The organism is Citrobacter sp. C348 (assembly GCF_047467975.1).
In the GTDB taxonomy this organism is placed as follows: Bacteria; Pseudomonadota; Gammaproteobacteria; order Enterobacterales; family Enterobacteriaceae; genus Citrobacter; species Citrobacter gillenii.
The window spans coordinates 82,302-94,578 of the sequence record NZ_JASJUJ010000013.1; the positions used below are offsets into that span (position 1 = coordinate 82,302).

Consider the following 12,277-nt stretch of genomic DNA (forward strand, 5'->3'; position numbering starts at 1 on the left):
GCGGCTCACCTCATCAGTTAAATGCGCGTTTCAGTTCAAGAGTGCGGAGTACCTGCCCATAGGCGGTATTTGTCATCGCGGGAATATGCACCCCGCGCCCCTTGCGGAGACGTCTGGCGATATGTCGCCCGAATGCCTTTAACGCGGGGTTAATCTCTGATACGGCAAGGTCGGCGCGAATGATGCGCGTCTGACGGCGGGGCTTTACAGCCTTTGCGGAAGGTGAAACAATAGAAACGATCATATAAAGTTAACTCCTTATGGTAGTTAATAAAGCCGTAAAAACCGCTCGAACGGTTTTTACAGCGTGGAGAAAGCAGGGTTTACCCTGCTTTTTTCATCTCTGCGGGTTGCTGCCTGTGTCTTCTGCCTCCTTCTGCACTTTGTTGGTAATGTCTTCGGGGTCGCCCAAAAACCAGCCGCTGACGGGTTGATAACGTTCGATAAATGCCCTGACAGCCCGCTTTCCGGTCATGGCGCGGATACGGGTAAACATTGGTAAAACGCCCTGAGCATCGCGTCCGCTGAACGCAATCTGGTAAACACGCATCGCCTGAGCCTGCATTTTTCTTCCTCCTGGTTTTTAAAGAACATCACCCGTTGAGTTTCGGGAGCCGCGGTGTTGACGTTTGCGGGAACCTGCTGCGCTGTTCCCTCTGGTATTTAACTTCACCCGTTTGAGAACCTTCGCCGCAGGGGCATAGACGCCACGGCCTGACGCATCTGTCCAGGGCAGAACGCAAAAGTTTTTGCGGCTTCATGCAAAAAGTTTTGTGGGCTGTTCATTACACCCTGGACAGCTAATGCGACAGGTTGTGGCTCTATCAGCCCAGGCAAGAGGGGCTTAAACGGTGAAAAGGCACCAGAAGTGGATGAGAGCAGGGGCCCGCCGCAACGTCGGGGCGCGACACGCGAAACGGCGTTGCGCCTTACAGCCCGGCAGCCTTACCGCCGGGGTGCGAAAAGCGCAGGAAACGGCGCGCCAGGGGCGGCGTGACCGGAACGGTCGCAGCAAGCCTGCCGTTGACGTTGCGACAGCCTGGGATGGAAACCCGCTGCCCGAAGGGCCGGGCAGAGACAGCGCAGCTGGCTCGGTGCGAAGCATGACAGCCCCGGTTCCCGTCAGGGAAGTCGCCCGTAGTCAGAAAAAACTGTCAGAGATTATCTGCAACTGAATGAGCAGGAACAGGAACAGGAACAGGAACAGGAACAGGAACAGGAACAGGAACAGGAACAGGCAGCGTATTATCACCGGCAGGAAAAAACTCACACACTGGCCAGAAAAAAATGTCACCCTGCATGAGAAAAAACCGGCCAGCGACTGCTTAAATACTACAGGAACGCCGCTATTTTCTAACCTCATCCTCTTTTCTGGCATATTCCGGGTTATTTTTGTCCGGAAGCTGCGCACTGAGCTGGCGATAATGCTGCAGCCGCTCCATGAAATACGCTCTCAAATGTTCAGGCAGTTCTCCGGCTACGGCTTCAGCGTCAACTGACATACTGAGACGTTCTCTCCATGCGACATACAGTGCAGCAAGGGTGGCTTCTCTCCGCTCCTGTTCTTGATTTAATTTCGCAGCAGCGCAGGTTCCAGGCATGACTTTTCCGTCAAAAATGAAATCTGTCTGAAGTGTACGTCAAAATAGGTAGAAGGGAAAAGGACGGGGAGCGGCGCGAAGCGCGGCGCAGGTCCTTCCTCCCGCAGGCGGCAGCCTGCATGGTTTTTCGCGCGGGCTGACAGGCGGCATAACCGCCTGCCATCATGCTTACCTGCCCTTTCCTCCCTGTAAGATGAAATGACCGCCGATGTACACGGCACACTGACAGGTCATGTACTCGCAGATTTCATCCATGACCTGCGCGGTTGTCAGTTCGCGCTGGCCTGCATCACGGCGGCGGGCATTAATCAGTGCTTTGTACTGGCGAAGAATTTCGCGGGTTTCCGGTTTCATATTCACGGGATACTCCTTCTTATGCGTCAATCGCGGTCTGTAACTGGCGCATGGCGTCCATTTCTTCAGCCAGGAAGGCGTCTGCATCCCCGCCCCCATCCTCTGCCACGGCATACAGTCGCTTCATTTCACTGCCTGCCAGTAACATTATTTTTTGCAGCGCACAGGCAGGAACGCTGACATCACGTATGGCGCGGCGCTCGTCCATCAGTTCTTCAGTGATGCCACGAACCATGCTCACATCGGCCCCCTGATCATACGTCGCATCCAGTCGCTGCATGACGCAGGTAATATCCTCATCGGACAAATTCCACTCAGTAGTCAGCATGCGGATATCCTCCCGCGTAATACACAAAACCAGCAATGCTTCATCAGATGACAGGTTATATTTCAGGAGATCGGTCATGATTTCTTTCACGGGTGCGTACATAGTTTTATCCTTTTAAAAAAGGGGCGGCATCGCCGCCCCGTCTGTTATTCAGCGGGACGCGGCGTAAACGGCACTGCCATCAGGGTTTTGAGCATATCCAGCGCGGCGCATTCCTCGGCAGCCGTGTCCGCCCTCTGATAACGCGGAATGTTCATTCCGGCTTCCATCAGGGGCAACAGGACACGCAGCGCATCTTCGGGTACAGCAATCTGGCGCGATGCCCGCGCAGCGGAGATTTTGCTGAGTTCATCGGCGACAAATTCCAGTCCTAACCCGTACCGCCACACTCCGGCACTGCCTGCTTTACCGATGACGCGGAGCACATAAGACACATCGTCGTCCGTGGGGCTGTACTCCGCGCCCGCTTCCCGCACGTCCTCCGGCGTCCAGGTAATGACGGCAATTTTTTTGTTGTTTTCATGCTGTTTCAGCAAGGCAATACAGATTTCACTGACAGTTCCGTACATGGCATGTTTCTCTTTAATTGATGAATGGCGGATACAGCGGGGCGGCATCGCCGCCCCGTCGGTTAATCAGTCAAGCGCGGCGTAAATGGCGTTGCATTCAGGGTGAAAAACGATGTGATTCCAGAGCTGGGTATCACGCAGCATATACAGGTGTGTGAGTGCAGCGTTGCCGCAATCGTGATGCGTCCAGCAACGGCGGGTAATGGCGAGCGAGGTCAGAATAATACCGGCGGCGTCGGCGCTGACGGTACGATCAAACCAGTTTTCACCGTTGATCATGTGAATCCGACCGCAGTCGGGCATCATGTAGCCGCCGCCGTCCGGCAGACGGATGAAATGCCAGAAACCACCGTTGTATTCCGGCATCCACTGTTTTGCCAGGGCATACACCTGTAATTCAGCCAGCATAAAATCGGTGCCGAACATGTACGGCAGGAAAGAAAGGCGGTCGGGTTCTTCGACGTTAAGGGTGTGCTGACGTGTAGCTAACTGCATGGTAAACCTCCGTAATCACATATTCCGCGACACCGGGCGGTGCCGTGCATCCAGACCAGTCGGGCGATCGGTCGGGGATACAAGGGCGCAAGGGAAGCCGCAGCCTGACGCGCACGGCAGACGGGAGCTGGAGGGTGAGACCGTGAAACCTGAGCGGTCGAACGACCGGAAGATAACGGCTGACGTGAAGGAAGGACCGGGTGACAGCAGCGGCGCCAGCGGACCCTTGTATCCCCGACAGCCCGACTACGATGGATGCACGGCACAGCCCGCACACGACACCGGACTGACAGGGTGGAAAACCACCAGGCCACGTCACGCAGGGACGGGGCCGCCATAAAAGCGGAGCCGGCGACATCCTTTTCAGCTATTGAGTCACCGGCAGATAAAAAGAAGGGGTTTCCCCCTTCCCTCTTTAATCCCCGATCGGATCTGTGTTGCGGACCTCGTTCAGGACGTCCCGCAACACGCGGCGGTCAAACCAGCGACGAACCGGTTCCCCGGGGAAACGCAGGAGATCGGTCATCACCCCGGCCGCTTCGATTTCTTCCCGGGACTCATTCACCAGGGTGAGCAGGACCGGACAAAACCGCGCATCCCGGACCAGTATGCCGTCCAGCACCTGATCCAGCCGTTCCCCGTCCTCACTGTCCAGCCAGTTGTCATGTTCGTATTCGTCCGCAACCAGTCGCCAGTCTCCGAAACGTTTTTCCATCAGCCGTGGTGCGTCAGATGGCACCAGTGCTGCCGCGATGCGCTTCGCGTCCTGACGAACGATTTCGCATACCCGGTCAGTGAAATCTTTCAGGAAGGCCAGCAGGTCGTCGCATTCGGCTTTTGTCAGCCATTCCTGCGCATAGGGCAGACTGATACATGTAAAATCAGGCAGGGCTTCGGGCCAGGGATAAGTCTGAGTCGGGTACAGATGCAGCCGGGCGGGCGTGCCAGCCAGCCGTTGCGCGCTGGCCGTCAGCAGGTGCGCCAGTCCGGCGTTTTGGGTCTGGCACAGACGAGTTGTCAGCGTCAGGATCTCGTCTGCACTGAGCACACCGCAGACGGACAGCCAGCCGGGTACGTCTTGCGGAGCCATCTGTACCACACCCACAGTTTCATGCCAGCCGGACCGGCGCAGCAGATTTTCACCGTGGCGCAGAATGAGGGCGTTCAGGGTATCGTTATTCATGGTTATTCTCTCTGTATGCTGTACGGGAAGTATCGCCCCGTCAGAACGGGCGGGGCGGTCAGTCATATCAGGCAGCCAGGAGCTGCCTGAGCCACGTGATATCGGCCTGTACATCAGCCATAGACGGGTAATGACGGCTGATAAGGAGCCGGGTCTGTGCATTCTCTGCGTCCAGCGCCAGCCCCGCGACGTCAGTCAGGCGGGCCAGCAGGTCGGCGGGCACGATGATGGTCGGGATGTCGGCCCGTAATCCGGCATACATCTCCCGGACCGTGCGAAATGAAATGCCCTCTTCGGTATGACCGGTCACGCTGCCGATTTCCTGCAAAATCGCAGCGGCCTCGCTTTCCGTCATGTTTTCCACCTGGGCCATCACGTCCTGCTTCGTCCAGACCAGCAGGGCAATGTGTTCGTCGTTGCCAAACATATGTTTCAGTTTTTTATTCAGTTCCTTACGGGTGCCATACATCATGATCTTATGTTCCTCTGAGCAGATTCAGTCCACGCCGCCGGGGCGGCGTGGGAATTCAGTTTTTCAGTAAGGCGCGCACTTTCGCCGTATCAGCCAGGCGGCGGGCAACGCTGTCCGGCACCGGGTGGTTGTCATCCCGGGCGGTCCATTCCCTGTGCCACAACGCCTGTTCGGCGGTCGTCAGCAGGGTTTCAAGCAGGTCAGCCGGCACCATCACCGCCGGAACGGCCTGTTTCACCTGATCAATCAATTCCATCACCGCACTGGCAGACACACCCGACTCAAGCCGTTGTTCTTCCGGTATGGCGTCCAGACGCGCCAGCACCTCCCTTGTGTCCTGTTCAGAAACGGCATACTCCATCCCGTCGGCCAGCGCTTCAATATCCGCCGGGGACCAGACAATCAGGTTCAGCGGGGTTTCTGCGGGATACTGCTCACTCAGCAACTGGCAGAGGGTTTCACAGGTTCCGTACATGTTTTTCTCCTTAGTCCTTAAAGCAGGTATCCAGCTCAAGCATTTCGTTGTACGCCGCCATAAACAGGGCATTGATGCGGAAAAGCGTCTGACGGGCCAGGCGTTCGGTCAGCACGTCGGAATCAAAGCGATAACGGTGCTCCATGCCGTTCAGCGCGTCCCGCAGGTCACTCATGTTGTTGGCCAGTTCCGCCACGTCTGCGCGGAGTTTTTCGTGTCCGGCATAGTTCATTACGCGGCCTCCGGATAAAAGACGTCGTTGGCGGCCGGGCGCTGCATGGCGCGCTGGACGGCTGACAGGCGCTCAATCCCGGCTTTGTGGTACTGCTCCATCAGCTCAATCCCGATATAACGGCGCCCTGCCTGGACGGCGGCCACACAGGTGGAGCCGGAACCGGCAAACGGATCGAGAACAATGGCGTTCGGGTGTGTGAAGCTCTCGATCAACGGTTGCAGGCTGGTAACAGGTTTTTCGGTCGGGTGGTGGCGGTTGCCGCTGTATTTCCAGCCCAGCACATCCGGTAACGGGTCCGGCGGCAGCGCCGGACGGCCTTTCGCCAGGATATAGGCGCATTCATGGCGGTAGCCGACATAGGCCGATTTCGACGAGTAGGTTTTGGTGAAAACCAGATGCCCGACCACGCTGAACCCGGCACTTTTCCACGCCGCCATGAAACGATCGACGCGGGTCCAGCCGTAGAAGCTCACCATCAGCGCGTCTTTTTTGAGGATGCGGTACATCTCATTGCAGGCGGGTTGCAGCCATTCGTCGGTTTTGTCACCGGCAATACTGCGGCCGGAACGGTCACGGAACCCGACCAGATACGGGGGATCGGTAAGGATGAAATCAACGGCGCGATCCGGAAAGGAGGCCATAATATTGACGCAGTTACCCAGGATAAAACGGGACATAGGGACACCTCGTGGTTACAGGGGGCACCCAGGAGGACGTCGGTACGATGTCCGTTCCCTGCTGCCCGGAGCCTGTACGCCGCGACCGGTAACGGGTCAAGCTGACCGTGGAATAACGAGCCGACAGTCCCCATCGTCGGCGAGCTTATGCCGCGAAAGCGGCTTGAAGGGCGCTCCTTAAAATGCGAGTGGATGGCGTAAAATCACAGCGACGCCGGACAGGAGCGGAAAAGCTGCCCGTCCCGTGTCCGTCCGGGCGCGGCACACTAGCTCCGGGCAGTGGATATCCCCGCGCATTGCGCGGCATGAATGCGGAGCAGCGCGACATCCTTTTTCCTGCCTGAAGTACCGGGCAGTCGCCCTGCCCGGCATTCCGTCAGCGAGTGATATCCCGCCAGTCATTGGCCCATTCGTCGCGCAGCACCGGCGCATCCGTTGAGCCGGTCACGATCCACGCATCGAGGAACTTCAGCCCGCGCGAATCCGACTTTCATCAGGAAAAATTTCAATCTGGTTCTGGAGAGAACGGTCCGGGAACTCAACGGAGAAAGCTGTATTTCACTGGAGGAAGCACCGCCGCCCAAACAGCAAATTGTCTGCAGCCGGTCATTTGGGGAGTGAGTCACGACGTATGAAGCGATGCGGCAGGCAGTCTGTCAGCACGCTGAACGGGACGCCGAAAAGCTGCGCGGCGAACGGCAGTTCTGCAGGCATATTGCCGTATTTGTGAAAACATCACCGTTTGCCGTAAATGAGCCCTACTACGGTAATCTGGCCAGTGAAAAGCTGCTCATCCCCACGCAGGATACACGGGACATCATTGCCGCTGCCGTCAGAGCCCTGGACAGGAGCTGGGTGAATGGCCACCGCTATGCAAAGGCAGGCTGCATGCTGAACGATTTCACACCAACCGGGCTATCGCAGCTGAATTTGTTTGATGAAGAACAGCCACGGGAACGGAGCGAGCAGCTGATGAAAGTCCTGGATAGTATTAACCATTCAGGACTTGGGAAAGTATGGTTCGCCGGTCGGGGGATTGCCCCCGAGAGGCAGATGAAAAGGGAACTACTTTCGCCAGCTTATACGACACGCTGGGCAGATATTCCTGCAGCGAAATTGACTTGAAATTGTGGCGATTTCACCTTGAAATTCTCAACATAAATATCTTAATTACAATAAGTTAGAGGTGAAATTGCCGTGGCGAAATTATTGACTCAAATTTCTATCAAGGACCTCGTTGATAGCTTTGTCCAGTTCATCCTGAACCACTTTTAACATACGACTAAACTCATAAGTCAGCGTACGCACTTTCACACAGTACAGCCGCGAGAACGGAACGAGCAGCTGATGCAAGTCCTGGATGGTATTAACCATTCTGGCAAGGGGAAAGTATGGTTCGCTGGTCGGGGGATTGTCCCCGAGTGACAGATGAAAAGGGAACTACTTTCGCCAGCTTATATGACGCGCTGGACAGATACTCCTGCAGCGAAATTGACTTGAAATCGTGGCGATTTCACCTTGAAATTCTCAACATAAATAACTTAATTATAATAAGTTAGATGTGAAATCGCCGTGGCGAAATTATCGACTCAAATTTCTATCAAGGACCTCGTTGATAGCTTTGTCCAGTTCATCCTGAACCACTTTTGACATACGGCTAAACTCATATGTCAGCGTACGCCCTTTCACACGCTTGCGCGCGAACTTGTCCTTTTCTTCAAAGGTCCAGAGTGCGGAAATTACTGACTTTTCCTTAGGAGGTGGAGCTATCAATGCCTGAGAGGCGTGAGATATCAATTTCAGTATACTGGCTTTCTGTTCGTCTTCTGGTCGCTCGTAGTCACTCAAAATTACATCAAGCTGATCTGAGACAGACTGAATGAGCCCTTCAGGCATTAAGCCCTTTTCACTGAGTTTTTCATTAACCTCTAACAAAATTTTATAGTCACTAAACGACAACTCAGACTGAACCGGGAACAGAGAAATCAATTCTTGCGGTACTGCTGCCGCCTGCAGTGCCCTGGTGACCTTAGCCTGGGATAACCCCTCCAGTTCAGCAATTTCCTTTTGATTGAATCCAGACTCTTTAAGAGCCATCAATCTTAAGCCGATCTCCCGAAGGTTATGCTCTTTAGCTGTCTGGATATCTTTAGCCAGCTGGCGAGCTTCATCAGCTGATAAAAGTTCATCGGTAACCATTACATCAAGGCCTGTACGGATATAAATCGCAGAGGCTCGCCGTCTTGAACCATCCAGTATCTCAATCCTTTCACCTTGCTGAATACCAATACAGGGGAAGAACTGCTGAAACTTAATCGTCTGGATAATAGATTTCAGGGACTCCCTGGTCAGAGCAAGTTGATCTCTTCCGTTGGTTTCCTGGTTTACGAATGTCTTACTTTCAACGTCCGATGCAGGTACCCGAACAAACTTGAACGTTATCTTCCTGCCGGTTTTTAGGGTAAATACCTGACTTCTTTGGGTGTCAGTCATCTCGACCATTGACGCCTGGGTATTTAACTGTCTGCCAATGGTTTTTCTTTTCTCATTCGACATCACATGCCTCCGTTAGTACGAATGAACTCAATGCGATCAAATACGGCCTTCGCAAAGTCTTCCGCTGCTGATTTTGCGCTTTTAAGCGCCTCGGTGCTTCCATCATAAGTTGCTGGATTTGCGGAAATAACTGTGTCAAAAGTCTCCCCGCAGCGCTCGAAGCCATCCAGCCTCGGCAGAACCATGTCGAGCATATCGGCACCGAATACCTCTTTGGCCTGACTATGGCAAATTTTGTGATCAGGCTTGTTCAGGATTTTGGACATAAAACCGACATTTCCGATGAGATTACAGGTGTGTCCATCCTGTTCGATCGAATCAATAAGCGCAGGAAGGCTGGCTACAAACTTCAGGGAAGAATGAAAATCAACCGTTGCCGGTGGAAGAGGGGTCAACATCAGGTCTGCCGCTCCGATGCAGTTTTTCAGGAACGCATCGAGGTGAGGACCACTATCAAGAAAGATAAAGTCGTAGTCATACCGGAGCTTGTCGATAATGTTCTCTTTAAGCACTGCATGAATATTTTGCCCTGGCAGATGTTCCTCACACAATCCCTTCCAGCCTTCAGCAAGGAATGCATCGTCAATGGAAGCGGGAATAACATCAACGCCCGGGATAATTGACGGCACGATGAAATCGGATAGTAATTCTTCACGAGACACGTTCTGGAGCATGGCCTGAGCAGCCGTATTTTCAACCAGGCCCACTGAATTCTCATGGCTCAGGAACATTGTCAGAGATGCCTGCGGATCGAAATCGATGGCCAGAATACGCAGGTCTTCGAACAGAAGCTGAGGATGAGCCCGAAAAGCATGGGATAATGAAGCGGTAGAAACTGTCTTGGAACCGCCACCTTTAAGGTTACATACAAATATAGTGAAGGCTTTATCGAAGCGATCTCTGTACTTGGGTACTTTACGATGGAAATACAGATCGATGACGTTCTGAATCGTCATCGCGTACTTCATCGTATTGCCGGAAGGTTTCTTTTTAAAAATGTAGCCACTGGCTTCCATTTCGGCCACAGCATACTCAACACTCCCTTTGCTGAGCTTAGGCAGCTTATATAGGGCGGCTTTGCTGTATTCCTGATAGAACTCGGTAAGCTTCAATTCCTCTTTTTGCTGGCGGATACTTTCGCTCAAGGATGTCAGAAGTTTACCTGCACGTGTGGCGATTTTCCGTAACTGCTCAATATTTTCCATTTATCACCTCATGACGTTTTTTATCATTTTGAACAAAAAGAATCATGTTGCAAGAAATAAATCATAATATTTTGATTTTGCTCTCACAGGAGACACCTAAGATTAAATGGAGAAGAGGGCACTACATCCACAATCATTTTGTTGACCCACAGTGCAAACCGTGAGTCTGTTCAGAGCTTGTATCTGAGCAGGCGAAGGGTAGGGCAAACCCGACGGGCGCGTCAGCCTGTCACATTGGGGTATACCCGCAGGATACCATTCAGACTGTACGGAAATACCATTAAGTGGCCACTCCAAAGTGACCGTCACCCGCTTTAATATCTAAATGTTTCCTTTCAGCATGGCCACAGCATCTGCTTCCGGCATCTGGAACTGAACCCTGTGGCGTGCGGCCACATCGAGCGCGAACACTTTCGTATACACCTCCGTCGAGCTGATGCTCTTGTGTCCCATCAGACTCTGCAGCACCTTCAGCGGAATACCGTTGTACAGCATATGCATGGCATAGGAATGCCGGAAAGTATGTGGCGTCACCGGTACAGAAAACTTCACGCCATCGGCTGCCGCGGCATCTACCGCTTCATTCAGCCAGGTCCGCACTGTGCGGTCGGTAATTTCCCAGATACGTGCTTTCTCCATTCTGCCGGTACGTTTATTGCGACGCTCGAGCGGGATTTTCAGGGTGGCCACCATCATCTCCAGCTGGCTGACGTACTGTTTATCTGACAGCGGCACCAGACGATGAGCCTGACTGCCGGCGGGGGCTCTCCCGGCCGTTCTCGCCGCTTTCTCCGCACGTTGCTTGAGCGTGGCCAGCTGCACAAACGGATAAGGGGACACGAGAGAAAAATCTCCCCTTGTCAGGGCCAGCGCTTCGTTAATCCGTGCGCCGGTGTTCCAGAGCGTTGCCAGCAGCATCTTGCGGTGCAGATCGGGCACATAGTGGAGCAGGGCGCTCACTTCTGGCGCCAGCAGGTATTTCGGTAATTCATCCTGTACCAGTGCCATCTGCCGAAGGGCCAGCGCTGCAGGGTAGTCAATCGCCATGGGGAGTGAGGCTGGCACCGCATAGTGAGATCCTGAAAGGGCCGGAAGTTGATGCTTATCCATCAGTTATCTCTCTCAGCAGTCAGTAGCTGAAGTGAAGCATATAATTTCATACTCCTCCGGTGATTACGCATCTGTTTCTGAATACAACTCCCCCGAACACGCCAGAGGATACGCCAAGCAGACCATGGTTTATCTGAGAGCCGATCTTCGGGCATCTCACACAGATTACGCAGGCTACGGGACAGACGAATGGCTTTTAATCCCAGACGGGAAGCCTGCTGATTGAGCGCAGAAAACCCTGATGTACCATCAAAAGGTGTGTTTTCATAGAAGGCTGCATCGATAGAGCTGACAGCCTCTTGTCTGACAACAGGCAGCTCGCTGAGCCGGTACATCAGGTCCGAAGGAAGAGCCCGCCAGTCCCCGGTCACAGAGCTGTAATCAATTTCTGGTATAGGGTGTTCAATCCTGACATAACCATCTTGATCATATTTTTCTGAGCAATCAGACTCTTCAGCGGAGCCAGCACACCGCTGCGCAAACCTCTCCAGAATAAAGACCAGCTCTGTGGCGATAAAGAGACGTTCACTGGCTAGCTTTTTGCTGCTGCGGCTTCCTTCTCTCGTTGAGTTATTCTCCACTGGCCGTACCACACACCACCGAATGCAGCACCTGCAGATGAAAACCCCGTGATGATCTGCGGCCACAGACTGGCACTGTCCTTGACCACCTTCACTCCCTCTGTTGCTATAAACCAGTCCGCCATGTTTTTTCCTTTATTGAGACCGCTGTCTGCAGTGATCCTTTCGCCCTGCAGAACCAGATTTACGGTGTAAAACCATCTCTCCAGAAGATGGTTTTCTTACTATCCATGTGCCATTAACGTTTTCAGCACCTGAGTCCTTGCAGATGCTTTTATAAACTGCAGAACGACTTCCAATAATTGCAGAATGACTTTCAGTAACACAGCTTGTAGCACTTCTTTCGGCATCTGGCCCTCCTGGCCATGTCATTAGAGGTTAATGCCGAAATTTTAGGGAAAGTCATTTGTCGAATTTGTTTTGCAGCAATTTTTTT

General features: G+C 53.5%; 18 protein-coding genes and 4 pseudogenes. 3 read left to right on the forward strand and 19 right to left on the reverse strand.

The annotated features are described in order from the left end of the window. Nucleotides 1–13: 13 nt before the first annotated feature. Entirely contained in the window at nucleotides 14–244 is a 231-nt protein-coding gene (locus QNN86_RS20845; RefSeq protein WP_059593821.1) for a hypothetical protein, read from the reverse strand. Between the two features lie 93 nt (nucleotides 245–337). Then, the gene (locus tag QNN86_RS20850; RefSeq protein ID WP_008322854.1) at nucleotides 338–565 is read right to left on the reverse strand and encodes a hypothetical protein; all 228 of its coding nucleotides are present in this window, start codon (nucleotides 563–565) and stop codon (nucleotides 338–340) included. Nucleotides 566–851: 286 nt separating this feature from the next. Between QNN86_RS20850 and QNN86_RS20855 the strand changes: the two genes are divergently transcribed. Then, complete coding sequence (locus QNN86_RS20855; RefSeq protein WP_191219963.1) at nucleotides 852–1,175, forward strand: hypothetical protein; 324 nt, start codon at nucleotides 852–854, stop codon at nucleotides 1,173–1,175. 171 nt (nucleotides 1,176–1,346) lie between these two features. Here the strand turns inward: QNN86_RS20855 and QNN86_RS20860 are convergent, their stop codons facing one another. The 11 genes and pseudogenes from QNN86_RS20860 to QNN86_RS20910 all read right to left on the reverse strand — a co-directional run. Beyond that, the gene (locus tag QNN86_RS20860; RefSeq protein WP_049040212.1) at nucleotides 1,347–1,601 is read right to left on the reverse strand and encodes a DNA polymerase III subunit theta; all 255 of its coding nucleotides are present in this window, start codon (nucleotides 1,599–1,601) and stop codon (nucleotides 1,347–1,349) included. 168 nt (nucleotides 1,602–1,769) lie between these two features. Beyond that, entirely contained in the window at nucleotides 1,770–1,955 is a 186-nt protein-coding gene (locus QNN86_RS20865; RefSeq protein WP_370552268.1) for a hypothetical protein, read from the reverse strand. A 19-nt stretch (nucleotides 1,956–1,974) separates the two neighbouring features. Further along, entirely contained in the window at nucleotides 1,975–2,385 is a 411-nt protein-coding gene (locus tag QNN86_RS20870; protein WP_104652235.1) for a DUF1380 domain-containing protein, read from the reverse strand. Between the two features lie 44 nt (nucleotides 2,386–2,429). After that, nucleotides 2,430–2,852, reverse strand: a complete 423-nt coding sequence (locus tag QNN86_RS20875) for a DUF1380 family protein (protein WP_146086848.1) — start codon at nucleotides 2,850–2,852, stop codon at nucleotides 2,430–2,432. A 66-nt stretch (nucleotides 2,853–2,918) separates the two neighbouring features. Beyond that, the gene (locus tag QNN86_RS20880) at nucleotides 2,919–3,347 is read right to left on the reverse strand and encodes an antirestriction protein (protein WP_196093991.1); all 429 of its coding nucleotides are present in this window, start codon (nucleotides 3,345–3,347) and stop codon (nucleotides 2,919–2,921) included. A 415-nt stretch (nucleotides 3,348–3,762) separates the two neighbouring features. Next, the gene (locus tag QNN86_RS20885; RefSeq protein WP_196093990.1) at nucleotides 3,763–4,530 is read right to left on the reverse strand and encodes a hypothetical protein; all 768 of its coding nucleotides are present in this window, start codon (nucleotides 4,528–4,530) and stop codon (nucleotides 3,763–3,765) included. A 67-nt stretch (nucleotides 4,531–4,597) separates the two neighbouring features. Beyond that, nucleotides 4,598–5,002 (reverse strand): DUF1380 family protein, encoded by a 405-nt coding sequence (locus QNN86_RS20890; protein WP_104652236.1) that lies wholly within the window; start codon nucleotides 5,000–5,002, stop codon nucleotides 4,598–4,600. Between the two features lie 55 nt (nucleotides 5,003–5,057). Then, nucleotides 5,058–5,477, reverse strand: a complete 420-nt coding sequence (locus QNN86_RS20895) for a DUF1380 family protein (RefSeq protein WP_049040207.1) — start codon at nucleotides 5,475–5,477, stop codon at nucleotides 5,058–5,060. A gap of 10 nt (nucleotides 5,478–5,487) precedes the next feature. Then, nucleotides 5,488–5,709, reverse strand: coding sequence for a hypothetical protein (locus QNN86_RS20900; RefSeq protein WP_049040206.1), 222 nt, complete (start codon nucleotides 5,707–5,709; stop codon nucleotides 5,488–5,490). Beyond that, nucleotides 5,709–6,389, reverse strand: a complete 681-nt coding sequence (locus QNN86_RS20905; protein WP_049040205.1) for a DNA methylase — start codon at nucleotides 6,387–6,389, stop codon at nucleotides 5,709–5,711. Before QNN86_RS20905 ends, QNN86_RS20900 begins: the two co-directional genes overlap by 1 nt. Before the next feature lie 376 nt (nucleotides 6,390–6,765). Then, nucleotides 6,766–6,867, reverse strand: a pseudogene (locus QNN86_RS20910) (hypothetical protein); the annotation flags it as partial. Between QNN86_RS20910 and QNN86_RS20915 the strand changes: the two are divergent. Next, a pseudogene (locus tag QNN86_RS20915) lies at nucleotides 6,861–7,514 on the forward strand (DUF4113 domain-containing protein); the annotation flags it as partial. The pseudogenes QNN86_RS20910 and QNN86_RS20915 sit on opposite strands and share 7 nt — an antisense overlap. 81 nt (nucleotides 7,515–7,595) lie before the next feature. Here the strand turns inward: QNN86_RS20915 and QNN86_RS20920 are convergent. Next, nucleotides 7,596–7,703: pseudogene (locus QNN86_RS20920) on the reverse strand (ParB family protein); the annotation flags it as partial. Here QNN86_RS20920 and QNN86_RS20925 point away from each other — a divergent pair. Further along, nucleotides 7,698–7,889: pseudogene (locus QNN86_RS20925) on the forward strand (DUF4113 domain-containing protein); the annotation flags it as partial. The pseudogenes QNN86_RS20920 and QNN86_RS20925 overlap by 6 nt on opposite strands. A gap of 81 nt (nucleotides 7,890–7,970) precedes the next feature. Here the strand turns inward: QNN86_RS20925 and QNN86_RS20930 are convergent. The 5 genes from QNN86_RS20930 to QNN86_RS20950 all read right to left on the reverse strand — a co-directional run bounded on the left by QNN86_RS20930 (nucleotide 7,971) and on the right by QNN86_RS20950 (nucleotide 12,191). Continuing rightward, nucleotides 7,971–8,945, reverse strand: coding sequence for a ParB family protein (locus QNN86_RS20930; RefSeq protein WP_172452830.1), 975 nt, complete (start codon nucleotides 8,943–8,945; stop codon nucleotides 7,971–7,973). Next, entirely contained in the window at nucleotides 8,945–10,150 is a 1,206-nt protein-coding gene (locus QNN86_RS20935; RefSeq protein WP_049040399.1) for an AAA family ATPase, read from the reverse strand. Before QNN86_RS20935 ends, QNN86_RS20930 begins: the two co-directional genes overlap by 1 nt. A gap of 321 nt (nucleotides 10,151–10,471) precedes the next feature. Then, a complete protein-coding gene (locus tag QNN86_RS20940; RefSeq protein WP_045282350.1) occupies nucleotides 10,472–11,260 on the reverse strand; it encodes a site-specific integrase in 789 nt (262 codons plus the stop codon). Further along, complete coding sequence (locus QNN86_RS20945) at nucleotides 11,260–11,841, reverse strand: hypothetical protein (RefSeq protein WP_131619247.1); 582 nt, start codon at nucleotides 11,839–11,841, stop codon at nucleotides 11,260–11,262. The genes QNN86_RS20940 and QNN86_RS20945 overlap by 1 nt, the downstream gene beginning before the upstream one ends. Before the next feature lie 224 nt (nucleotides 11,842–12,065). After that, nucleotides 12,066–12,191 carry a hypothetical protein gene (locus QNN86_RS20950; RefSeq protein ID WP_265183251.1) on the reverse strand — a complete coding sequence of 42 codons (126 nt, stop codon included), beginning with the start codon at nucleotides 12,189–12,191 and terminating at the stop codon, nucleotides 12,066–12,068. Nucleotides 12,192–12,277: the final 86 nt, after the last annotated feature.